35 protein-coding genes are annotated in these 20,910 nt (G+C 62.5%); 24 read left to right on the top strand and 11 right to left on the bottom strand.

Features of this window, described 5'->3' with window-relative positions; translation table 11 throughout:
* The first annotated feature begins 317 nt into the window (after positions 1-317).
* The 11 genes from EJ078_RS22340 (at position 318) to EJ078_RS30495 (ending at position 8,178) form a co-directional block, all read left to right on the top strand.
* Positions 318-458, top strand: coding sequence for a hypothetical protein (locus EJ078_RS22340; RefSeq protein WP_179293665.1), 141 nt, complete (start codon positions 318-320; stop codon positions 456-458).
* Entirely contained in the window at positions 455-2,020 is a 1,566-nt protein-coding gene (locus EJ078_RS22335) for a DUF4942 domain-containing protein (RefSeq protein WP_127847676.1), read from the top strand. The genes EJ078_RS22340 and EJ078_RS22335 overlap by 4 nt, the downstream gene beginning before the upstream one ends.
* A gap of 65 nt (positions 2,021-2,085) precedes the next feature.
* Positions 2,086-2,442 (top strand): hypothetical protein, encoded by a 357-nt coding sequence (locus EJ078_RS22330; protein ID WP_095825865.1) that lies wholly within the window; start codon positions 2,086-2,088, stop codon positions 2,440-2,442.
* Entirely contained in the window at positions 2,427-2,876 is a 450-nt protein-coding gene (locus EJ078_RS22325; RefSeq protein WP_095825864.1) for a hypothetical protein, read from the top strand. Before EJ078_RS22330 ends, EJ078_RS22325 begins: the two co-directional genes overlap by 16 nt.
* A gap of 106 nt (positions 2,877-2,982) precedes the next feature.
* Positions 2,983-3,579: a hypothetical protein gene (locus EJ078_RS22320; protein ID WP_127847675.1), complete on the top strand. Its 597-nt coding sequence runs from the start codon at positions 2,983-2,985 to the stop codon at positions 3,577-3,579.
* 285 nt (positions 3,580-3,864) lie between these two features.
* The gene (locus tag EJ078_RS22315) at positions 3,865-4,467 is read left to right on the top strand and encodes a DUF6011 domain-containing protein (RefSeq protein WP_208720823.1); all 603 of its coding nucleotides are present in this window, start codon (positions 3,865-3,867) and stop codon (positions 4,465-4,467) included.
* Between the two features lie 45 nt (positions 4,468-4,512).
* Positions 4,513-5,013 carry a hypothetical protein gene (locus EJ078_RS22310; RefSeq protein WP_127847673.1) on the top strand — a complete coding sequence of 167 codons (501 nt, stop codon included), beginning with the start codon at positions 4,513-4,515 and terminating at the stop codon, positions 5,011-5,013.
* Positions 5,013-5,537: a hypothetical protein gene (locus tag EJ078_RS22305; protein WP_127847672.1), complete on the top strand. Its 525-nt coding sequence runs from the start codon at positions 5,013-5,015 to the stop codon at positions 5,535-5,537. The genes EJ078_RS22310 and EJ078_RS22305 overlap by 1 nt, the downstream gene beginning before the upstream one ends.
* A 163-nt stretch (positions 5,538-5,700) precedes the next feature.
* Complete coding sequence (locus EJ078_RS22300; RefSeq protein ID WP_208720821.1) at positions 5,701-6,564, top strand: ankyrin repeat domain-containing protein; 864 nt, start codon at positions 5,701-5,703, stop codon at positions 6,562-6,564.
* Positions 6,565-6,971: 407 nt separating this feature from the next.
* The gene (locus tag EJ078_RS30500; RefSeq protein ID WP_245459262.1) at positions 6,972-7,478 is read left to right on the top strand and encodes a hypothetical protein; all 507 of its coding nucleotides are present in this window, start codon (positions 6,972-6,974) and stop codon (positions 7,476-7,478) included.
* Positions 7,366-8,178, top strand: coding sequence for a ParB/RepB/Spo0J family partition protein (locus tag EJ078_RS30495; RefSeq protein ID WP_245459250.1), 813 nt, complete (start codon positions 7,366-7,368; stop codon positions 8,176-8,178). The genes EJ078_RS30500 and EJ078_RS30495 overlap by 113 nt, the downstream gene beginning before the upstream one ends.
* A gap of 107 nt (positions 8,179-8,285) precedes the next feature.
* Here EJ078_RS30495 and EJ078_RS22290 read toward each other — a convergent pair whose 3' ends face one another.
* From EJ078_RS22290 to EJ078_RS22230, 11 genes are all read right to left on the bottom strand, one after another.
* Positions 8,286-8,558 (bottom strand): hypothetical protein, encoded by a 273-nt coding sequence (locus tag EJ078_RS22290; protein WP_127334935.1) that lies wholly within the window; start codon positions 8,556-8,558, stop codon positions 8,286-8,288.
* On the bottom strand, positions 8,558-8,833 hold the full coding sequence (locus tag EJ078_RS22285) for a hypothetical protein (RefSeq protein WP_127334936.1): 276 nt from the start codon (positions 8,831-8,833) through the stop codon (positions 8,558-8,560). The genes EJ078_RS22290 and EJ078_RS22285 overlap by 1 nt, the downstream gene beginning before the upstream one ends.
* Positions 8,834-8,964: 131 nt before the next feature.
* Positions 8,965-10,470, bottom strand: coding sequence for a hypothetical protein (locus tag EJ078_RS30490; RefSeq protein WP_245458893.1), 1,506 nt, complete (start codon positions 10,468-10,470; stop codon positions 8,965-8,967).
* Between the two features lie 63 nt (positions 10,471-10,533).
* Positions 10,534-10,884 carry a hypothetical protein gene (locus EJ078_RS22270; protein WP_095783013.1) on the bottom strand — a complete coding sequence of 117 codons (351 nt, stop codon included), beginning with the start codon at positions 10,882-10,884 and terminating at the stop codon, positions 10,534-10,536.
* A 90-nt stretch (positions 10,885-10,974) separates the two neighbouring features.
* Positions 10,975-11,283: a hypothetical protein gene (locus tag EJ078_RS22265; RefSeq protein ID WP_127334939.1), complete on the bottom strand. Its 309-nt coding sequence runs from the start codon at positions 11,281-11,283 to the stop codon at positions 10,975-10,977.
* Positions 11,283-11,708: a hypothetical protein gene (locus EJ078_RS22260; protein ID WP_127403417.1), complete on the bottom strand. Its 426-nt coding sequence runs from the start codon at positions 11,706-11,708 to the stop codon at positions 11,283-11,285. Before EJ078_RS22260 ends, EJ078_RS22265 begins: the two co-directional genes overlap by 1 nt.
* Positions 11,698-12,402 carry a hypothetical protein gene (locus tag EJ078_RS22255; protein ID WP_127403418.1) on the bottom strand — a complete coding sequence of 235 codons (705 nt, stop codon included), beginning with the start codon at positions 12,400-12,402 and terminating at the stop codon, positions 11,698-11,700. Before EJ078_RS22255 ends, EJ078_RS22260 begins: the two co-directional genes overlap by 11 nt.
* Positions 12,399-12,836, bottom strand: a complete 438-nt coding sequence (locus EJ078_RS22250) for a hypothetical protein (protein WP_245458890.1) — start codon at positions 12,834-12,836, stop codon at positions 12,399-12,401. The genes EJ078_RS22255 and EJ078_RS22250 overlap by 4 nt, the downstream gene beginning before the upstream one ends.
* 460 nt (positions 12,837-13,296) lie before the next feature.
* Positions 13,297-13,599: a GIY-YIG nuclease family protein gene (locus EJ078_RS22240; protein WP_095825851.1), complete on the bottom strand. Its 303-nt coding sequence runs from the start codon at positions 13,597-13,599 to the stop codon at positions 13,297-13,299.
* A 77-nt stretch (positions 13,600-13,676) separates the two neighbouring features.
* A complete protein-coding gene (locus EJ078_RS22235; RefSeq protein WP_127334943.1) occupies positions 13,677-13,886 on the bottom strand; it encodes a hypothetical protein in 210 nt (69 codons plus the stop codon).
* A gap of 94 nt (positions 13,887-13,980) precedes the next feature.
* Positions 13,981-14,532 (bottom strand): hypothetical protein, encoded by a 552-nt coding sequence (locus EJ078_RS22230; RefSeq protein WP_127334944.1) that lies wholly within the window; start codon positions 14,530-14,532, stop codon positions 13,981-13,983.
* A gap of 280 nt (positions 14,533-14,812) precedes the next feature.
* Here EJ078_RS22230 and EJ078_RS22225 point away from each other — a divergent pair, with 280 nt between their 5' ends.
* From EJ078_RS22225 to EJ078_RS22165, 13 genes are all read left to right on the top strand, one after another.
* A complete protein-coding gene (locus tag EJ078_RS22225; RefSeq protein WP_164748194.1) occupies positions 14,813-15,430 on the top strand; it encodes a helix-turn-helix domain-containing protein in 618 nt (205 codons plus the stop codon).
* A gap of 608 nt (positions 15,431-16,038) precedes the next feature.
* Positions 16,039-16,875: a hypothetical protein gene (locus tag EJ078_RS22220; RefSeq protein ID WP_127403421.1), complete on the top strand. Its 837-nt coding sequence runs from the start codon at positions 16,039-16,041 to the stop codon at positions 16,873-16,875.
* Positions 16,872-17,183, top strand: a complete 312-nt coding sequence (locus EJ078_RS22215; RefSeq protein ID WP_127334947.1) for a hypothetical protein — start codon at positions 16,872-16,874, stop codon at positions 17,181-17,183. Before EJ078_RS22220 ends, EJ078_RS22215 begins: the two co-directional genes overlap by 4 nt.
* A gap of 2 nt (positions 17,184-17,185) precedes the next feature.
* Positions 17,186-17,371, top strand: coding sequence for a hypothetical protein (locus EJ078_RS22210; RefSeq protein WP_208720817.1), 186 nt, complete (start codon positions 17,186-17,188; stop codon positions 17,369-17,371).
* Positions 17,368-18,474 (top strand): hypothetical protein, encoded by a 1,107-nt coding sequence (locus EJ078_RS22205; RefSeq protein WP_127403423.1) that lies wholly within the window; start codon positions 17,368-17,370, stop codon positions 18,472-18,474. The genes EJ078_RS22210 and EJ078_RS22205 overlap by 4 nt, the downstream gene beginning before the upstream one ends.
* A 2-nt stretch (positions 18,475-18,476) precedes the next feature.
* Positions 18,477-18,887: a hypothetical protein gene (locus EJ078_RS22200; RefSeq protein ID WP_127403424.1), complete on the top strand. Its 411-nt coding sequence runs from the start codon at positions 18,477-18,479 to the stop codon at positions 18,885-18,887.
* Complete coding sequence (locus EJ078_RS22195) at positions 18,884-19,138, top strand: hypothetical protein (protein WP_095825844.1); 255 nt, start codon at positions 18,884-18,886, stop codon at positions 19,136-19,138. Before EJ078_RS22200 ends, EJ078_RS22195 begins: the two co-directional genes overlap by 4 nt.
* Positions 19,135-19,350, top strand: a complete 216-nt coding sequence (locus EJ078_RS22190) for a hypothetical protein (protein ID WP_127403425.1) — start codon at positions 19,135-19,137, stop codon at positions 19,348-19,350. Before EJ078_RS22195 ends, EJ078_RS22190 begins: the two co-directional genes overlap by 4 nt.
* Complete coding sequence (locus EJ078_RS22185; protein WP_127214617.1) at positions 19,335-19,571, top strand: hypothetical protein; 237 nt, start codon at positions 19,335-19,337, stop codon at positions 19,569-19,571. The genes EJ078_RS22190 and EJ078_RS22185 overlap by 16 nt, the downstream gene beginning before the upstream one ends.
* The gene (locus EJ078_RS22180) at positions 19,568-19,786 is read left to right on the top strand and encodes a hypothetical protein (protein ID WP_127214615.1); all 219 of its coding nucleotides are present in this window, start codon (positions 19,568-19,570) and stop codon (positions 19,784-19,786) included. Before EJ078_RS22185 ends, EJ078_RS22180 begins: the two co-directional genes overlap by 4 nt.
* Entirely contained in the window at positions 19,786-19,965 is a 180-nt protein-coding gene (locus EJ078_RS22175; RefSeq protein ID WP_127214613.1) for a hypothetical protein, read from the top strand. The genes EJ078_RS22180 and EJ078_RS22175 overlap by 1 nt, the downstream gene beginning before the upstream one ends.
* Positions 19,965-20,363, top strand: coding sequence for a hypothetical protein (locus EJ078_RS22170; RefSeq protein WP_095825840.1), 399 nt, complete (start codon positions 19,965-19,967; stop codon positions 20,361-20,363). The genes EJ078_RS22175 and EJ078_RS22170 overlap by 1 nt, the downstream gene beginning before the upstream one ends.
* The gene (locus tag EJ078_RS22165; RefSeq protein ID WP_208720816.1) at positions 20,353-20,610 is read left to right on the top strand and encodes a hypothetical protein; all 258 of its coding nucleotides are present in this window, start codon (positions 20,353-20,355) and stop codon (positions 20,608-20,610) included. Before EJ078_RS22170 ends, EJ078_RS22165 begins: the two co-directional genes overlap by 11 nt.
* Positions 20,611-20,910: the final 300 nt, after the last annotated feature.

Below are 20,910 nucleotides of genomic sequence, written 5' to 3'. Positions count from 1 at the left end.
CGTGGCCGCATTGTAACCAATTTGGTTACACGCTAACCTGTTGTGGTTACACCGGTTTTCCCTACCACAGAGACGAGTCGACCATGCCCTACTGCGACGACTGCCTAACCCCTTTCCCCTTCGACGGCAGCGAAAGCTGCCGCTGCCCCTCCTGCAGGGAGCAGCGGGCCGACCAGTTCGCGGCCGAGGAGGAAGAGGCCGAGTTTGATGCAACGGGAGCAGGAGGCGCGATGCACCGATAGAGGCAGAAAATCCCTTCGATAGGGCGGCGGGAGAGGTCCCGTCGCCCACCAATCCCTACCACGGAGACCAGACCAATGACCAAGCCAGTTGAATACGAGTTCACGCTGCCCGACGGCAGCAAGCGCTGCGAGATCGTCATCGAGCGCAAGGACGTCTTCACGTTCCAGAAGATGCACGGCGCCGTGAGCGCCAAGCCGGTCGAGGCGAAGCCATGAACGCGCTGATCCCTCGCAACACGATCGAGCAGATCGTCGCCTATCGCGATGCAGCCGTGGCCGCCTATCATGGCGCATTCGCCTCGATCGAGCAGGCTGATCGGGAATTGAAGAAGGCGGCGGCGCTCTGGAAAGCAGCCGCTGGCGAGCATGCTTGCTCCAGGTACAGCGACCGCGACAACGGCGAGGTGAAGGCCTTTCTCGAGGCCGTCGATTTGCCCGACGCCGAGCAGTGGAAGCGTACCGCCATCCGCCTCATCGACATCTCGTGCTGGCACTATCTGGTCAAGATGACGGATCTCGAAGTCCTGATGGACAAACAGGCGAAGGACGAGTTGCGCGACACGTTGAAGTGGGTGCCGGAGCGCTATGACCGCGGTGACGGCAAGGAGCTGGTCAACCTCGACGAGATCATGGGGATTCCTCCCGTCACGGTCGACAATGTGTACGCCACCATCGAGAAGTGGGCCGGCGAGTCCGAGATGATCTTCCGGCGCGGCATAGCGACGGCCTTCTCCAAGCTGGACCGCCGGTTCCGGTCTCACGACGGCTTCAAGGTCGGCAGCCGCATGATCCTGACTTATGCCTTCGACCGCGACCATGGCCATGTTTCGTGGGGCGGCACGTGGGACACCGTGCGCGATATCGAACGCACCTTCTCCGTCCTCGACGGCAAGAAGCCGTCCTACAACAGCATCGAGAACGTGGTGCGCGCCGAGCGCAGGGGCTTCCAGCCACAGCAGTCCGAACATCACGGCGAGTATTTCAGGATCGTCGCCTACAAGAACGGCAATGCGCATCTCTGGTTCACGCGTGACGACCTGGTGGAAAGGGTCAACAAGATGCTCGCCGAATACTATGGCGAGGTGATCGGCGACGGCCAGACGCGCGAGCAGGACGATCTGTTCCGGAACCGCAAGACCACGCCGGCGAAGAACTTCGGCTTTTTCCCGACGCCGGACGAGGCGGCCGACGAGCTCTTGAAGGGCATTCCGATCATGCAGGCCAGCGATGCGCCGCGCCTTCGGATCCTCGAACCCAGCGCCGGCATCGGCAACCTCGCGCGACGTTGCATCACCAGCCTAAACGACTTCTCCGGTCACTACGGCTACGACGACCCGGTGAAGCGCGAGAGATGGCGCGCCGAGTATCGCTTCGACAATATCGTCGATTGCGTCGAGCTGCAGCCTGCGCTGTCGGCCGCGCTCGAAGCGCAGCGCCTCTATCGCAAGGTCTACGCGACCGACTTCCTTGCGCTCCGCCCCTCAGTGACGGGAAAATACGATCGCATCATCATGAACCCGCCGTTCGACATGGAGCGCGACATCGACCATGTGGTGCACGCCCTCGACTTCCTGGAAGACGGCGGGTGCCTCGCTGCAATCATGTCGGCCGGCACCGAGTTTCGCGAGACGCGCAAGGCCATCGCCTTCCGGGGCTTGATCCAAAAGCTGAACGGCCAGTTCCGCGATCTGCCGCACGGCTCCTTCGCCGAGGTCGGGACCTACGTGAACACCGTCACGGTCAAGCTATGGAAGGACGGCCGCAGAAATTACTTTTAGCTTGGCCATATTGTAACCAAATTGGTTACATCATAGGATCATTATCCCTACCACGGAGCCCAAAAGTGTTTCGCCCGTTACCAGAAGACGAGGAGGAGCGGCGGCGCCGGCTCCCCACCATCAGCCAGGCCCTGGACATGTGGTCGTCCTGGTACAGCGACTGGTCGCCCCTCGGCTGCACCGGGGATTACGCCCTGGACATGCGGCTCGCAGATGCATTCCGCAATCTGCTCTACCGGCCGGATCTTCGCGACCGGCTTGACTGGATCGAGCGACAGCTACGCGAGCCCCGCCATCGTGCGGCCGACGACCGCTACCAGGCCGAGCTGATCAAGTGGTGGCTCGAATTGTTCGCCAGCGAGACGCTCCCCACCATCAACCAACGCCTCGAGGCACGAGAACTGCAATGCGCTTCATCCTGATCGATTCGACACTCCGGCGCGCCATCGACTACCAGACGCCGCGCCCTCTGGGGCACCAGCTCTTCTGCGAACTTCTTGAGAGCGACAGCCTCGACCGCGTGGAGTTGGCGCCGGGCCTGGACCTCTGGCTCTCAACCGGACCATGGCGAAGGACCTTCCAGTTTTTCCGCTCGGGCGCCGAGTTCGCGGGCAATGGGATCCTGGCAGGACGAACGCTGCTCGACGACGTCAAGAGCTTGCCGCGCGCCATCAGTTTCGAGACGGTGACGGCGTGGGTCAATTATCCCGAAGTGCGCTTCGAGGCGCCGCAGCCACGCCGGAAATATCAAAGGCCGACCGGGTTGCCCCTGATCGGCCCTCCTCTCCATCCCTACCACAGGACAGCGCCCGAAGGCGCTGGAGAGAACCCATACCTAATGCAGATGTACGGGTGAGGCAACGTACCAAAATGGTAACATACAGTGTCATTTTGGTTGCTTGAGAAGTTCACCGGATTTACATTTGGACCTGTCCAAAGCCCTACCACCGAAAGAGACGAAGATGCGCATTTTCACCAGCTCCTGGTTCAGCAAGCTGCCGCCCGAAATCCAGAAGATCGGGGTGTCGAGGGGCACGCCGCGAGGATATCCGGCGGGCTACCGCAAAATGCCCGAACTCGCCCCAGGCGAATGGTTCAAGACCGCCAGCGAGCGCGAGTATAAGCAGCTCTACTTCGAAGGCCTGGATAGGCTCCATCCTGGCCGGATCGTGGCCAAGATGGAAGACCTCTCGGGCGGCAGGGACGTCGCCCTGCTCTGCTATGAGGCCCCGACCGACAACCAGTATTGCCATCGCGCCTACATCTCGGTCTGGCTGAAAGAAAAGCTTCGGCTCGAAGTGGTCGAACATGGCCTGGAGGCCGAGGGCTGCGGTTGGCACCATCCCAAGCTGCCGACGCAATACCGCCTGCGTCAGCCGCCGCAGCCCCTCCAGGTCGCGCCCTACCTCGGCGCCGAAGCGCCCGACCAGCAGGGCCGCGTCTGGAAGGTGATCGGCGTCAATCCGGAACACGTCGACCAGGCACTCGTGCAATGCGGCGACGACCAGCGCTCGATTTCCGGCGCCGTCCTGGAATCCCGGTTCAAGCCGGTGAACTGACCACCACCGAAGTCATGTCGTTCTTTTTGCCTGCACCCACTTGTAACCGATTTGGTTACAAGCTAAGTTATTGAAGTAACTTAGAAATTCAGATCGGTGCAGCAGAAAGCCGTTTCCTTTCACCGCTGCAGCCTTCGCCGGAACTCCCCTTTCAGCAACGGGCCGGCGATTGGTGACTTCTCGTCAAACTGACCGGCCGAGTGAAATCGAACCGGGGACGGGCCAGGCCTAGCATAACCGCCGGAGCCGCACCGATCCGGGAAATCCCTACCACGGAGACCAGACATGAACCTCGAAATCGAAGCTGTGCGCCAGTCAGCCCCGAAGCTGCACGGCCGCGACGCGGAGTTCGCCGCATCCCTCCTGCACCAGTATGACAGCCGCTCGAGTCTCTCGGAGCGGCAGTGGCCCTGGGTGGCGACCTTGACCCAGCGCGCACAAGCCGGCGAGCCCGCGGCGCCGAAGGCCAAGGTCGGCTCGATGGATGGCCTGATTGCGCTGTTCGACACGGCGATCGCCAACAAGCTCAAGCATCCGAAGATTCGCTTCGACGTCAACGGCGAGACCGTCGTCCTCGCTCTGTCGGGTGAGCGCTCCGCTCACGTCGGCCAGATCAACGTATCGTCGCCGGGATCCTTCGAGAGCCGCGACTGGTACGGCCGCATCGACCGCAAGGGCGAGTTCACCCGCTCGCGCCGGTCGCCCGGTCCTGACGGTCTGGCGGCCGCTCTCGCCGCTCTGGCCGAGAACCCCTCGAAGGCCGGCGCGGCGCACGGCAAGCGCACCGGCAACTGCTGTTTCTGCGCGACCGAGCTGACCGACCACCGCTCCATCGACGTCGGCTACGGGCCGGTGTGCGCCAAACGCTGGGGACTGGCGTGGGGTTGATCCCCGCGCCTTCCTCGGGATCCACCCCTACCACGGAGAATGACCATGACCATCAACGTTACGCCGGCTGAAATGCTGGCGATCTGCAATGCTCTCACCGCCTCGGGCAACCAGGCGCTGTCCGCCCGGCTGGCCGAAGATGCCGAGATGGGCGAGCCGAAGACCGGCTTCGACGAAGCGATCGAGCAGGCGTTGGCGCGCCGTTCGCGTGAGACCGCTGACCGCATCCGCGCCGAGCGCCGCATCGCCCGCACGCTGGTGAAGGCCTGCCTCGACCGGGGCTACCTGATTTCCGTCTACGACAGCGAGGATTGGGTGGTGAGGCGGTCCGACGACAAGGCGGCGATCATGCTGGCGCTGTTCTCGAACGACGAGGACGGAATTCATCTGCGGAGCCCGACCGGCGACAAGCTCGGCTGGTTCCAGCTGATCTATGGCAATTCGGGCTACGATGTCGTGTCCGACCACGCCGACAACGAAATCTGCAATGCGATCTGGGACGAGGTTATTTCGCCCTTGGCCGACAAGATCGAAGGGGAAATGTGATGGACACGATTTACATCAGCATCGCCGCCAAGGGCACGATGGAATCGCTGAACAGCGCCGCGCGAGGCAAGGGCGAAGTCGTGCTTTCGTTCTACGGCCCGAAGGGCGGGTCGCGGGCGTGTGAAACACTCACGCTCGAGTCCGCCGCCACGCTCCGCGACGAGCTCGTCAAAAGGCTCCCGTTCGACGCCAGCGACACCGTCGACGCTCTGACTCGGGCCGAGTCGTTCATTTCCGGCTTCGAGAGTGATCCGCTGCAGAAGGGCGTCGGTGACATCCTGGCCAGTTTGCGCGCCGCGATCCCGCGCGAACGGGCGCGGCGGGACATCCTGGCGGCGCTCAAACTCTGCGTCATCCGAGACCCGAGCCTGAAAAGCAATGCGATGGTGGCCGAAGCCATCGCCAAAGCCGAGCCGTCGACGACGGCGGCCGCCACCAATCGTCCCGGCGATCAGGCCGCGATCTATGCCGAAGAGACCGGCATCGACTACGCGACCGCGCTCGTTCGCTGCAATATAGACTGAGGGTGGCTGGCATGAACATCGACACACCACCACCGTCCAGCCGATCGTCGTCCCCTCTTCATATATTAGCGTGTACTAACTCTCTGCGTTCGGTTAAATTGCAGGGTGAGATACGAGCAGCCTAGAGGGGTGCAATGATCAAGCCGGGACGCATGTGGACGCTGTGGGTTTCGTGCGCTCTCCTGGCCCTGCCCGCGCAAGCGAGCAGCTTGGGGATTTGGTCAAGGATGGCGACGTCGCGGCCGTGACCTCCGCCTTGGACAAAGGCGCAGATGTCAACGAAATCGACGGTGTTACGGCGCTCTACATCGCCTCCGAACGTGGAAATGTCGAGTTGGCAGCGCTGCTGATCAAGCGTGGGGCAGACGTCAACCTGCCTGTCAGTTGGCAAAGAACGCCACTCTACGCCGCCAATAAGGGTGGGCATGCTGCCATCGTCAAGCTGCTGCTAGACAACGGGGCCGATCCAAATCGGGTGGCGAAAGCGCAGACGCCGCTGCATGTTGCTGCCGAAAATGGCTGCCTTGAGTGCGTTATCCACCTTGTCGGCGCCGGAGCAGACGTCAACGCCCTGACGTCGAATGGAAGTCCGCCGATACATCTGGCCAAGGTCGGAGGCCACGAGGACGTCGCGGCGTACTTGCGCGATCATGGCGCCGCAAGACCGGCCATCGCGCCGATTTCCGCACTCCTTGCATCAGCAAACGCTCAATCGGGCAAAGAGATATACGACAGCACCTGCGTCGCCTGTCATCTTTCGCCGGGCGTCAAGGTGCCCAAAAAGGTCAATCTGTGGGGCATCGTCGGGCGCGAGAAAGGATCCCAAAGCGATGTCCAGTATTCGGCGGCTCTGAAAGACGCTGGCGGCAAATGGACCTTTGAGGAGCTCAATCTCTTCATCTCGAATCCCTCGCTCACGTTGCCCGGTACGGACATGTCTTTCCCGGGTTTGAAGGAGGGAAACAAGCGGGCGGACCTCATTGCCTACCTGCGGACCTTGAGTGATGCACCGCTGCCGCTCCCTTGACCGCTGTTGTCGGAAACTTTGATACCAGCCATCCGCTTCCCTGATCATCAGACGCCGAGGCAGGATTACCATTTTGCACGGCTTCGTTTCTGGCGGTCGCGCGCGCAAGCGGGGGGCCCGCTGATCGGAACTTTTCTTGGTAACCACTTGTAACCATATCGGTTACATGCTAAGTTATTGATGTTGCTAGGAAATTCCCTACCACGGAGCCCGACCATGAAGAAGCGCATCCCCCTCAACCTTGTTATCCCGAATCCCGACCAGCCGCGCAAGCATTTCGACCCGGTGAAGATTCGCGAGCTGGCTGAATCGATCCGCGAGCGCGGCCTTATCCAGGCCATCACGGTTCGCCCGGTTTTCCTGACCGACGGTCGAATCGAAGAAATCACATCGGAGAACATCGCAGAATGGAACACTTTGCTCGACCTCCAATCGAAGTCGTCGCCTACACGGCCGGCTTCATCGACGGAGAGGGAACGATCAGCGTCAAAGGCAACCGGTTCCGTGTCGTCGTCAGCCAGTCAGTCACAAACGACGGCGCAACGATCTGCCGATGGTTGCGAGACGCATGGTGCGTCGGCACCGTCGCTCCATCACACCGAGTCTTTCACGGGAAAACCTGGGAGCAGTGGTTCTGGACCGTCGCGGCGGCGAGAGAGGTCAAGCACGTCATCGATTGTTGCCTTCCCTACTTCCACGTCAAACGAAGCGCGGCAGATCAAGTCGGAGTTAGAGTCAACGACTTCCTCAACAACGGGCATCGGTGCCGGTGGTCGCCGGAGGAAATCAAATTCCTCGGAGATCAATGGCGGCGGCACGACGACTGGATCGGCGAACAGCTCAGACGAAGCGCTACAAGCGTCCGACATCAACGTCGAGCCCTCGGCCTCGCCAAGCCGCCGGGCGGTCTATGAGATCGTCGGTGGCGAGCGCCGCTGGCGCGCTCACCAGCTGATCGAGGCGGCCGACATTCTCTGCGAGGTCGTGAAGATCGACGACAATGAGATGGCGCTGCAGGCGATCGTGGAAAACCTCGCCCGTGCCGACATCAAGCCGCTGGAGGAAGCGCGCGCGTTTCAGGCGATGATCGACCGCGGCTGGACAGTCGAGCAGCTGGCGAAGGATATCGGCGTCCAGCCGACGCGCATCAAGGCCCGCACGGCGCTCCTCAATCTCGACGAGACGATCCAGAAGCTGGTCGACAGTGGCGCCTTCCCGCTCGGCCACGCAAACGACCTGGTCGACCTCCCCACGGCCGATCAGATCAACATCGTGAGGCTGTTCTCCAGCGGCAAGCTGAAAGACTGGTCGAGCATCAGGGCAGCGGCGCAGGCGGTCCGCGACCGCATCGAGCAGGGCGGCATGTTCGACGACGAGAATAGGCCGGAGCCCTCGAAAGACGATATCGCCGCCGTGAGCCGGATGGAGAAGACGGTCGAGCGCATCATCGCCGCGATCGCCGGCGGCTTCAAGGACGGCGAGTGCATCGCCTTGAAGTCGGTTGACCCCAGCAAGGCCGACAAGTGGGCCGACACGCTGGCGGCGGCGTCGCGCTCCATCCGTTCGATGGAGTCGCAGCTGCGCCAGGCACATGCGCGCTCGATGCTGGTGTAGGAATCCGCGCCGCCGGCTCCGGCCGGCGGGTTGTGGTAGGGAGGGGCAGCGGATTGGTCTCCGCTGCCCCATTTTCTTGTCGAGTGTAGAGGCTCCGCCAGCGCGCGTCAGTCGCCGGCCTTCCCATCACACGCCCGATGGTCGCCGCGCTCGTCCTCGGCCGCCTCTGGCGGCGCAGCGTCCAATCTAGCGAGTTCCTTCTCCCGCAGTATGGCGCACCGCTCGCATTGCCCGGCGCCCGAATTTTCGATGAGCCATCCGGCCGGCGCGTCCTGGGATCCGCAGAGCGAGACGGCGAGCCCGAGACCGCGCCGGCGAAAGTAGTGTGTGGTGACGGCAGTCGGCGACTTGAGAGCCCAGCCTTCGCGAAATCCTGTCATCAGCGGTGCTCCACCGGAATCATCCGGCCCTTGCGAAAAATGCGCTCGGCCGCGTCGCGGGCCGTGGAGAGAGTTTCCCCGTCGCGCCTTAACCGGCCATTGAAGTAGGCCAACAAATGGTCGGTGACCGCCTTCTGCGCCTCCAGCTCGGTCGGGAACAGACGCGGCTTGCCGCCGTCCTCGAGCACCGGCTCAGCCTGCCCGTCCTCGGCAAAGCGCAGCATGGCGTAATGACCTCCCGCGACGGGGACAGTGAAGCCGGCGAAGTGATTCATGCTGCAGTCCTTTCGAAAATTTCGGGATCGGCTTCATCGGCGGGTGATCCTGGCATCGGGGCGGCGCTGGCGGATGCGAGCCACAGCGGCATCTCGGATCTCGGCTTCGGCCGAGCTGCGGTGGGCAGGCATCAACTCACCCACTCCGGCCGGCACTCCAGAATGTGCAGCCGCTTTTTCGTGATGCCGGCGTAGCGCCAGCCGGCTTGATAGAAGCAGTGGCCCCATGTGGGTCGCCCTGCGCTCCAGGTGGGCTCGACCTCGCGGGGATCGACAAAGGTGAATAGCCGCTCGCCCGGCCAGCGCTGCCAAACGATCGCCATTGCGGCGGCAAGCAGCTCGCTTGCGACTCCACCGGTCTCTCGACGGAAGATCGCGCAGTTGACGCCTTGCTGATTATCGAAGCGGTGCCGCTCGCGTCGCCAAGCCGAAACCGCGCCGGCGTCAGCCGTGAGCAAGACGAGCATTTCGCCCGGACCGACGAACAACGCAGGCTGCCGCCCGTCGGCGTAGCGATAGCGGGAATAGTGGCGGTGGAAGATGTCGCGCGCGGTGTCGTTGCCATCGAGCACCTCGATCCAACCCTCGCCGATCAAGAAGGGTTGGACGTTCACGGCTGGTAGTCTTTCCAGTCGACGCGATTGATGACCGTCGGCCCGGCATAGTCGCCGACGAGGTTCTGTTCCCAGACGAACCAGGCCAGGTTCATGCGGCTCGAGGCTTCGTTGCCGTCCCAGCCGTCGCGATGCATCATCGGCAGGCGCCGCGTGAAGACATGGATGCGCGCCGGCTTGCAATCGTCCATGGCGTAGTTGCGGTCGGGATCGTCGAAGCCGCAGAGGAAATTCAGGTTGAGCAACAGCGCCATCTTCGGCGGCCGGTGCACGCGCAGCGCATGCGCGACGAAAGCCGTTGAGCACGCCGCCGTAGGGCGGGTTGGTGGCGATATCGTCACAATCGTCGCCTGCCTCGCTGGTGAGGAAATCCCGAACGTCCTGCAAGACGCCATGGCGATCGGCGGTGCCGTAGTCGACGAGGTCGGAAAGCGCGACGTCGTAGCCGGCCGCTTCCAGCATGCGCGAGATCGCGCCGCGACCGCATGCCGGTTCCTTGATGCGAGGGCCGAAGGTCTCCAGCGCCAGCAGCGTGTGCACCGCTTCCGGGCACGTCTCGTAGAGATTGTTGCCGCGCTCGGCCGCGCTGGCGGTGTCGGTGCCGATCGCCACGCGCAGATTCGCCCGGCTCGGCTCGAGTCCTTCCGCGACGCGCCCGGCGATCACCCGCTCGACAATGCCAGGATCCCGCCGCTCGGCATCGGCCAGCTTGCGAGCGTCGTGGATTTCCTTTCGGGTGAGCCCGGCTTCGGCTGCCGTGAAACCGTTTCCGTCTGGAACGGTTTTCGGCCTGCCGCCCTTCGAGGCCTCCCCTTTTTCCTGGGCGGCAGTCCATTCGGTGGCAATCGTGATCTTCGCGCGCGTTTCGATCAGCAGCGCGTCACCCTGGAGCCGGCGTGCCTTCCGGATCAGATGCTCGCCGGCATGGAAGCGGGTGGCGTAGCTGCCTGCCGCCTTCGCCTGGTCATAGGCGCCAGCGGCCAGCATGCGTGCCGATGCGACGTCGCCGTCGTCGAACAGCATCCGAGCTCGCTCGATGACATGAGCGAGTCCGGAATCGTCGAAGGGGACAACCGCCTCCATGGCTTATGCCATTTCAGACAGCTTGGCCCGCGCCGGATCGAGCACCTCGAGTGTCGTCCTGATCTGGTGGAGATCGGCGTCGGTCTCCTGGTAGCAATTGTCCCGCACCAGCTTCGCCTGGGCGATGACGCGCTCGTACTCGACCGTCGCGGCGGCCTTGGTCGCTTCAAGTTCGGTCTCCTTGGTGCGCAGCCGGTCGATGTGCCGTTTCAGCGACATACCGGTGGTGGCGATCATGTTGCGAACCGAGGGTTTCGGCTGGGAGGGATCTCGGGCCAGTTCCTGGGAGACGGCTTCCGAGAAGTCTTCGTCGACATCCAGCGGCTCGGTGCCGGCGGTTTGTAGAGTGTCCATTTCAGTTGATCCTCAGGTAGATGCCGCGACACGACACGCGCGGGATTGCGCGGCCGCGAAAACGGCGGATGAAACGGGAAAGGAAGGAGGTCATTGCGCTTGTTCGCCGTATTGTTCGGCGACGATGGCGCCGACGACCTCGTCGACGTGGTCGTCGCTCCACCACTTGCTTTTCTTGGCGCCGATCACCTGCCCCTGCGCCGAGCGCGGCGTGCCGTAGGCCAGACATTTGCCGAGCCCAACTCGACGGGCGTCAGGGAAGGCGATGATCAAGGCTTCCATGGCGAGATGACGCGCGCGCACGCCGAGTTCGCCGGCGCACACCGCAAACGGATCCTCTCGGTGCGGCCGGCAGGCCATTACGATGGCAAGGGCAATCTGGTCGGCTGTCGGGAACATCAGATGATCCCCGCCGCAAAACGGTCGGCAGCGCGAAGGGCTTGACCTATGAGCATGTGCATCATCTCGGACTGCGACCAGATAGGAGACCGAAGGGATGCGGCCTCGGCCAGGATCACGCCGTGAAGCACGTCGAGACTTGCCCGGTACCAGTGCTGGCCGAGATGGCAGTTGGCGAGAGTCCGCTCGGCACCAAGCACTATGGTGCGCGCCGCAGCGAGCCCCGGCGTCCAGACGACATGCGCGAAATGTAGCCTCTCCCACCGGCCGGGCTGGAGCTGAGGGAGATGCGCTTCGATGTTCTCGGCCGTCGCAAGCCGGAAGACGCCCGGGTCGGCCTCGAACCCGACGGCGCAGACCGCGGCATGGCCGGAGTTCTTGCGCCGATCGACCAGATTGCGCGGCATCGCGATGTCAACCGGCATTGTTTTCCTGCTCCTCACGCCGGCGACGTTTCTCCTCGCGCTTGCGTTCCCTCCGAAGTTGGTCGATCTCCCGAACGGTCTTGCGCCGGAAGCTCCGGTTGGTGCGGACGAGGCCAAACTCCTTCTCGATGCCGACAAGGATCTGGCCCAGGACGCGGCTCTTGACGTCGTGCAACGCCTGCCTCGACATGACCTCGACGCGGTGCCGGTCCCAGACGCGGGTGCAGAACTCGACGCCGTGGCCGCCGGCATGCGCCAGGAACGTCCGCTTGTAGCGCTGCGCGTCTTGCCCTTGCCGCCCTGCCCGCACGAAGCGGAGAAGGTCCATGATGTCGACCATGCGATCGGCGGCCGACTGGTGAACCACGATGCGAACTTCGGTGTTGTCGTACTGTGGCATCCCGTCGGCCATGCGCGACAGCTCGCGCACATAGGCCTGATGCTCGGTCTCTCGCGACGAGGGCATAGCCGATCCGACCTTGGAGACCATGCGGCGTTCGAAGTCGGGCATGTTTCGGGCCGTGTCGACGGCGTCGCCAAACAGTATCCAGAGCAGGTGGCGCGGCGTGGGCAGGCCCCGCCTGTTCTTGGTGAAGAAGATGTCCTCGGCATGCCGCATGTGCTCGATAAAGCGGTCGATCCGCTTCTCCAGCTCGGCGGGCGTATCGAGAAAAAGGCGCTTCATCTTCATCATGCCCGAGCCGCCGAAGCAGTATCCGTTACGGTTCCAGATATTGCCAAATTGGTTACACGATTGGCAAGCGAAAGATCACTCGGCCAACGTGTTTTCCGTAGGATGCGACGACACTTAATCGTGCTTTGCACGCCCGGCTCACCATAGTGGCGGCGGATCGAGCCCAGCCATGCGCCCCACTCGGGCCGCTCGGGGGTGATCACGAAATCCCCGTCCTTGTCGATGGGTGGCGCGCCATGGAACTCGAGGAAGAGCTGCTTTTTCAGGAAGGGGATCATCATGGGCTTTTCCTTCCGAAGGATCATGGTTGTTCGATAGGTCCCCGCCGTCGCAACCGCCAGCGCCTTGCCGTCAGCTTCAAGGCTTGCGAACGTCTTCGCAGCCGCTTCCCGGCTGTCCGGTCGCATCTTCTCTGGCCATGAGGACCACAGCATATCGAAATCCCTCCGCCCGGCGCGTCAGCGCGCCCTGGAGGTTCTCTTACTGGTTCCCTTACAGGGTTAGTGTCCGGATTCCGGACTCGGCTATAGGCATTTTCCGGACACGGCTCGCCCTCTTTTCCGGACTCGGCCCCGTGTCCAGATTCCGGACTCGGCTCCACCACATCTTCTGCCGTGACGAAATCGGCCTCGAACGCGAACCGATAGCGCGTGTTCTCCTGCTGTTTGGTGCGGGGGTTGATATGCTGCTCCCGGCGGATTAGGCCGGTCAGCTCCAGGATCTTGAGATGCTCATTGAGCGCAGAGCGCGACATCTCGCAGTCATAGGCGAGCTTGTCTTGGGACGGGAAGCAGCCAAGGTCGGGGTTGTGGCGGTCGCAGAGATGCCAGAGGACGATGCGCGTGGCAGGTTTGAGCCCGCGCTGGGTTATGGCCCAATTTGTGGCGGCATGGCTCATGTTGGCAGTGCCTCAACTGCCGCGACCGCGGTTTCAACCGGGCAACTATACCACTCGCCAGACAGGTGCCATTTGGCCAGGGCAATGTGGGTGAGCCGCTCAGCGTCCTGATGGTCTGCGAAGTGCCGCTGGAACACCACCACCGCTTTGATGGCCTTGTTGCGATTTACGGCCTTGCAGCGGCGGGTGGGATCGGTCGACATCCCGATCTTGACCCCGCCGTGCTCAGCCGTCATCACATACACGAAGGCCCGATCCTCGCGGACCGGTCTCGGGCCATGCTTACGAATTATCGTCATGTCGCTCTCTCAACTGCGAGGAGCGGCAATCCTACAAGCTACAAATGGTATTGCCGTTCAATGCGGTAGTTCATTGCCTATCCAATCGACGCCAACACCGCCGACAGGATTTGTTTAGTCATGGTAGGACCGACGTTTTCTCCCAGATATGCCGCTGCAGCCACCAGATGCACAGTTGCACTTCGCTCGGCGGCAGCCGATCCAATGCTCCTTGCTGTATGACAAAACCCGGCCATAACTGTCTTTACTTCACCGTTTACCGCCTGCCCGCCGTCAGTCTGCTTCATTTTTATTAAACCTCCTGGGAATGTTTCAACCTGAAACATCCGTGCGGACCTAAGGCGGAAGTAATTGGCGGAGGAAATCACACCTCCGTCAAAATCAGCCCCTGTTCGAAGCTTTCGCGATGACGGCTACAGGTTCGTTAACCGGCTCCACATCGGAGCCTGCCTTTTGGCACAAACGGTTGTAGCGGCCGAGGAGGTCGAAGATGGCTTTGCCGTTCCAGTTGGAAGCGGTGCCGTACCAAGCATCCCTCACCCGCCAGTGGCCACGCGGATAGCCCAGCGCGTCACAGGCAGCGTTGATCTGAGCTTTGATGCCCATACCTGGTTTGATAGTTCCGGCGGCTTTGAACACCACCTGTTGTAGCTCTGCAGCAATATCCTGCATCGATTCCTCACAAAAAACAGGAGAAGGAACGACGACCCATCGGGATTCTCGGATGCCTTGTCGGACACATCCAACAATTTCCCCGCCATCATCGCGACAACCGCAAGGGGAATGCCGATGGCCCATGACGATGATTGCTGGAAACCGCTTGGAGTTGCGGCTTGGGAAGTTGTTGAACGCGCCGACCAATTTCGGACGGAACGAGGAACCGTGTGGATCGTATCTCGGGTCAAGCCGAAGTCCGGCACTGTGCAACAACATCTGCCGCCTCCCTGCCCAACCAATGGTTTGCGTTCACCTCACCGTCGGTCATAACGACGATGCGGTCGAGATATGGTTGCCTGGGCATCCGGCCGGCCTCGTACCGATCGACTGTCAGCCGCGTACAGTCGATCATCCGGCCCACGTCGGCAGTGCTTAGATTGCGTTCTTCACGCCACTTCGTCAGTTGATGCAGGTTTTCCATGGGCGGGTTTTGTCACCAATTTGGTTACAAGTCAAGGTTTGTAACCATTCTGGCACCGTTTCGCAGGAAATCGTTTTGAGCTACCGCATTGATATGGCGAATGGAATTAAGCACTTCCGGGAGAAAGCCGGGCTCACCAAGGCTGAGCTTGCGCGTCGCGTTGGCACCACAAGGCCCCAGATGGGCCGCCTCGAGGAAGAGGATGGCCCAAACGGCCGGAAACTCACGTTGAAGTGGGCGGAGCGAATCGCGCCGCACCTCAATGTCAGGCCGGAAGAGCTTATGTTTCCGGAGCTTGCGGCGATTGACGTCAGCAAATTCAACCAGGTGTTCGAGATCGCCGGCGGCAAAAATCAAACGCCAGGCCTCGTGCTGGATCCTGAGTTTCTGGCCCGGATGCTGCCGAACTCAACGGGCCACAACCTCCGGTTCATGATGGTCGACGCCTACCAGGCCAATGGCATTGTTGCCAAAGGGGATGCGCTTGTGATCGATCTGGACGACAACACCCCCAATCGACCCGGCATCTTCGCCCTAGAGATCGCCGGCGCGGTGCAGTGGCGCTACCTTTCGCCCACGACGGCAGGCGCCGTCCAGGTCCACAACGACAACCCCGCGGCGGTCAACGAAACCGTCCAGCCGAAGGACTTGAAGGTCATCGGACGCGCCCGGCTGAGGATTTCCACACTCTGATCTGCATTTTTTTTGCGCGAGATGTAACCAATTTGGGTACAGCTCTTGCAAAACGTACCAAATCGGTTACGATCCTATTCACGCAGAAGGATCGCTAGACCGATGGCCCAGTTGCCCCTGGTTGTATTTTCCCATCATGCCTCGCGGTCATGTGTTGAGTATCTGCGTGTTCCCGGCCGGGCCGGTGTGACCCCCGCACCATTCGCCCGCACCAGCTCGGCCGGGTTCTCCCAATCTAAGCAGCACTGCGCCCCGCGACCGCTTCGTCGCGCCCATTGCGTTGCCAAAATGGTTTCACGTGTAACACAAAAGGAAACAGACGGATGACGGCGGACCAATATGCATGGTGGCGTCAGGCCTTGAAACTGGCGGGCGGATATCGCGAGCTGACCAACGATCAGCTGCTCCTGCTTGCCCCTTCTGCCGACAGCCCGGAGTCAGGATTTTTCAGGAACCGTCCATTCAAGGATGCGCCCCTGGTTCCTGTTGCCATTTGGCGCGACGCATCGGGCAATGTCATCTGCCTGCAGGGCGGCAAGGAAGCGGAGGCCGATAGGGTCTGGAACTATGCTTGCCGCAACCCGATCACCGAAGCGCTCTATCATTCGGTGCTGGCCGGCGAGCCTTGGCCAGATGAGCCTCCGTCGGTTTCGAAGGAACACAACCTCCCGGCCAAAACCGGCGATCTGCACAAAGACCTGACCCTTGAGCTGGCCGCCGAGAAGGAGACGGTCGAGGGCTTCCTCAAAAAGCCGATCAGCACCCAGGAGCAGGCCGATCAGGCGGGCGTCTGGGCAAAGCGGCTCGCCGGAATCGCCACCAAGGCGGACGAACAATTCAACGTCGAGAAGCGTCCTTGGCTCGATGGCGGCAACGCCGTCGATGACAAATGGCGCGATCTGCGGACCGATGCCAAGGACCTCGCCAAGAAGCTGAAAAGGCATGGTGAGGCGTGGCTGAAAGAACTGGACCGCCTGGAGCAGGAGCGCCAGCGCAAGGCTCGCGAGGACGCAGATCGCATTCGGCGCGAGGCAGAGGCGGCTGAGCAGCGGGCGGCCGACGTCGCGCGCGCGGCCGAGGAGGAGAAGGCTCAGCGCGAAGCCGACACTTCACCCGGCCTCGCATCTTCGTTCGCACAGGAGAGCGACCAGGAGGCCCGGCGGCTCGAAGCCGAGGCTGAGGCAAGGCAGTTGGCCCAGCGCGCAGCGGAAGCCGCACGCGAGGCCCAAGCCCGTCCGGTCTTCGCTGGCAGGACCGGCGCCAAGATGTCCCTGCACACCTATTGGGTCGCGAACATCACCGATTACGACGCGCTGGTTGTGGCCTTGAAAGACGAGCCGGAGGTCCGGGAGGCGATCGAGAAGATCGCAGGCCGCATCGCGCGCAACAAAGACGCCGCCCTGCCGGCCGGCATGGAGCGGGTTCCAGACAAGAGGGCAGCATGACCGACCAGAAGATCGTCGCCGTGAAATTCGGCGAGAGCGACAAAACCTACGACTATTTCGCCGGCGCCTTCGACGTGGCTGTCGGCTCCCGCGTCATGGTGCCTGTTCGCGGCCGCGAGACGTCCGTCACGGTCGCCGAGATTAAGGATCATTCCGACGCCGCCAAGACAGCCATCCTCGCAATCGACGTGCGCACCGACGAGCAGCGCGCCGCCAAGCATCCTAACGGCCGGCACCAGTGGTCGCCCGACGGAACGCTGCTCGACGAGAACGGCAACCGGTCGTTCTTCGACGACGTGGACAAATAGCTATGCGCTTGGTCCGCGTTGCCATCGTCATTTTCTGGCTGCCCGTGATGATCAGCGCTGCTTGCAGTCGGCTCTTACGCGAAGGCCCCGCCGCTTTCTGGTTCGCGTGGAACGACATGTGCATCGAGCAGGACGAGATGCGCCGGACCTGGCGCGCCAACAGCTTCAACCCCGAGGATTGGAAATGAACGAACGGGCTCAGGTACCGGCCCTTATGGTCGGCGGCGCGATCAGCGCCATAATCCCTCAGTCGATCGAGGAAACGTGGCGTCTCGCCACCATGATCGTCGAGGCCGGTCTGGCGCCACAGGCGCTTGTCGGTCGCGAACCGGCCGAGGATGCCGGCGACGACGCCTGGAAGCGTTGGGGCAAGAAGGGCACCAGCGCCGTGGCCATCGTCATCATGTCCGGCGCGGAGCTCGGCCTGCCGCCCATGGTGGCGCTGCGCAGCTTTACCGTCATCGGCGGCAAGCCGGCGCTTTACGGCGACGGACTGATCAACGTCGTTCGAAAGTCGGGCAGAGCGAAATCGGTCGAGCTGGGCTATCTGCGCGATGCGACGAAAGAGGCGCTCCTCAATCTCGGCCTGCACAAGGACGTGGTTGCCCAGATGAACACCGTCGACGAGCGCACCATCGGCTGGTGCAAGGCGGTGCGCTCCGACACAGGGGAAATGAAGGTCGAGGCCTATTCGGTCGCGGATGCCAAGCAAGCCGGCCTCTGGGACGAACGTCCGACCCGTCGCGGCAAGGTCTGGAAAAACAATCAGCATGTGTGGGACGACGTGCCTAACGATTCCTCCTGGTTCCGCCATCCCAAGCGGATGAAGCAATGGCGCGCAGCTGGTTTCTGTCTGCGCGAGCTATTCGGCGACGTTCTTGGCGGCGTGCGAGACGAGTTCGAGGCCCGCGAGATCGCCGGCGATCTGATCGAGCACCACGACGACGAGCCGGCACCCAGGGCGAGGCTTACCCCGCCATCGCCGCCACCGGTGCCCGGCCTCGACGCCGTCGACCCTATCCCCGAGAACGGGTTCGACAAGGATGTCGAGGGCATGCACGACGGCGCAGAAGCCGCCGAGGAGGAGCAACCAGCGGCCTTCGACTACGGCAAGTTCTTCGAGGATTTCCAGATCGCCCTTCAAGGTGCGAAGTCGACCGCGGCTGTGGAGGAAATCTGGACCGAGTTCGACGTCGAGGATCAATTCCACGACGACGAGAGCAGTCGCCAGCTGGCCGACAAGATCAAGGCGCGGAGGCTCGCTGCGCTCGCTCCGCCGAGCGCGGGCTGATCATGGCCGGCCGGATCGCATTCCTTCCCGACCACGGCGCCCAGGTGCTCGGTCCGCCCGAAAACTGGCGGCCGCGCGCGCTCAGCGTCCGCGAGAAGCTTGAGATCGTCGTGCGCCAAGGGGGCAAGGAGCCCAGCGGCGCGCGGCTCAACCCGCTCGACGGTGTTCACTTCGATCACGATCCGGCGTTGCAGCGGCGGCGCTGGGACCCAGAAGCGCATGACACCATCCCGCCATCGTGCGCGCTCGACTACATCGTGGCGCTGAACAAGCCCACGCATGGCGTCAAAACACCGGTCGACCAACGCGAGATCGCGAAGACGAAGCGGCTCGAGGGACGGACCGGAAAGGGTAAGCCGAAACGGAAGATCCCGAGCCGGCCTTTCCCGAAGCTCCACAGGGGTTTTCGATGAGGCGCGCCAGCTACGCCGAGCTCGCCGTCACGCCTGGGATGGTCTTCATTGCGGACCGCTGCCGGCCGGACCTGCCGAGCGTGACCAACGATGCCGAGCGCGTCGTCGAGCAATGCCTGGCCGCCTATGGCGAGCGTCGCATCATCTATCGCGACAGCGGGGGTGAGTGGGGCGAGCTGCTGCACACGGGCATCCAGTTTCGGGGCTTCGCGCCCTACGCCGACCTGACGCCCGACGAGGAGGCAGCATGAGCGAGCATGATCCACGCAAGGCGGCATGCAAGGGCGCGGCCACCAGGTCGACCCGCTGCGGCATGGATCACATGGAAGAATGCCGGGCCTGCCACATGGAGGTGGACTGGGATCTCATGAACCACCCCTTCATCGGCTTCAAGGCGAGCTGCGGCTTCATACCCTTTACCCCTGACCATAACGAGGAGACTTACCCATGCCTAACGAAGTAGCGCACCCCCCGAGGATTTCGGACCTCCAACTGCGCATCGCCCAGGCGCAGACGCAGGCGAAGATGGATTTGCTGGAGCGCGCCAACGAATCCCTGACGTCCCAGCTGACGACGATCTTCGACGGCATCGGCCGCAACGAGCAAGTCGAGCTGATCTATCCGAACGGCGAGGTGGTGCTGATCACCAAGGCGCGGCCTCGTAGAGGCGAAGGCGGCGAGTGATGCCGATCATCTCCGTGTATGTCGACGAGATGACCGCAGCTCGCATGAAGGCCATTTCCGCCGAGAAAGGCCGGTCGGTCGAGGACCTGGCGGAGTGCGCCGTCTCCGAAGCCGCGCTCAATTATTTCCGGCTTGCGCCGGCCGACTCGGATCCTGGTCGCGCCGACGGCGGCGCGAACATCATCACCACGCACACCAACATCGCGGGCACCTGATGAGCACGTTCTTCCTGGCCGCCGGCTTCATCATCATGCTCAGCGCTTGCGGCCGGCGCGCCTACCTCGATTTCACCGGTCGATGGGTGCCGATCGAGGGATATGTCTTCGGCGCGATAGTCGGGTTCATCGGCGCGCTGCTGATCCTGATAGGCATTTTGCTGGCGGCGGCGCCCTGATGGAAACTCCAATTGGACATGTCCAAAAGCAAAAGAGCCCCGACGAGGCGCTGACGCAGCTCTATGAGCTGCTGGCGGCGAAGAACGCGCCAAAGCCGGGAAGCTTCACCAGCCTGAACGAGGATCAAAAGCGGGAATATTTCCGCCTCGCCCGGCGGCGTAGCCGGGCGAGGGTGCGCGCCGCCCCCTCGGTCGCTGCCACTGCAGCCAACATCAATCAGGCGCTCGCCGACGCGGCGCTGATGATCCTCGCCACCGATGCGCCCGGCGCCGACCAGGTTCGCAAGGTGCTCGCCACGATCTTCGAGCAGCGCCCGGGCGTGCCGATCTCGATCGAGACCAAAGCCAAGGGCGGGAAGCTCAAGACGAAACTCATCGCGAGAGCCAATGATGTCTGAGCGGATCTTGGCGGCGATGGAGACCGCGGAGCAAAAGGCATGGGACGCCCTCGCCCGCTACAAGTTCTACATGTTCGGCTACCACGCGGCGCAGTGGGTCAATCTCAACCGCATTGGTGAATTCAAACGCGAAAACCCGTTTGGAGACTTAGTGAAGATGGCCCGTGGGTACCGACCCATGCCGATCACCGCGACTTCCTCGATCGAACTTCCATCCTCAATTGCCGAACAAGGATCGCTACTATGAGCGACATCCAAGAGTTAAAAAGAGACCAGCTCCTGGCGGAGATCGGTCCCGACGTCGTCACGGCCGAGATGCTGGCCGAGCGAGTCGGCATCTGCACCCCGCACCGTATATCGCTACGTGCGCCAATTGCGTGCGGCTGGCCACAAGATCCTTTCGGGGCCTGGCTTCGGCTACCTGAGACTCGAGCGCGCTCCGGAGGCACAGCCATGAGCCTAGCCGCCGGGCGAAACTGAGATGTTCTTCATCGACTGCTGGTCGGTCGGTCTCGACGATATCCCGCGAAAGCAGATCACCCCGAGC

The organism is Mesorhizobium sp. M1A.F.Ca.IN.022.06.1.1, assembly GCF_003952605.1.
Taxonomy (GTDB): domain Bacteria; phylum Pseudomonadota; class Alphaproteobacteria; order Rhizobiales; family Rhizobiaceae; genus Mesorhizobium.
The sequence above is the reverse complement of the archived record's forward strand: the minus strand, read 5'-3'. Positions and strand labels throughout refer to the sequence as shown.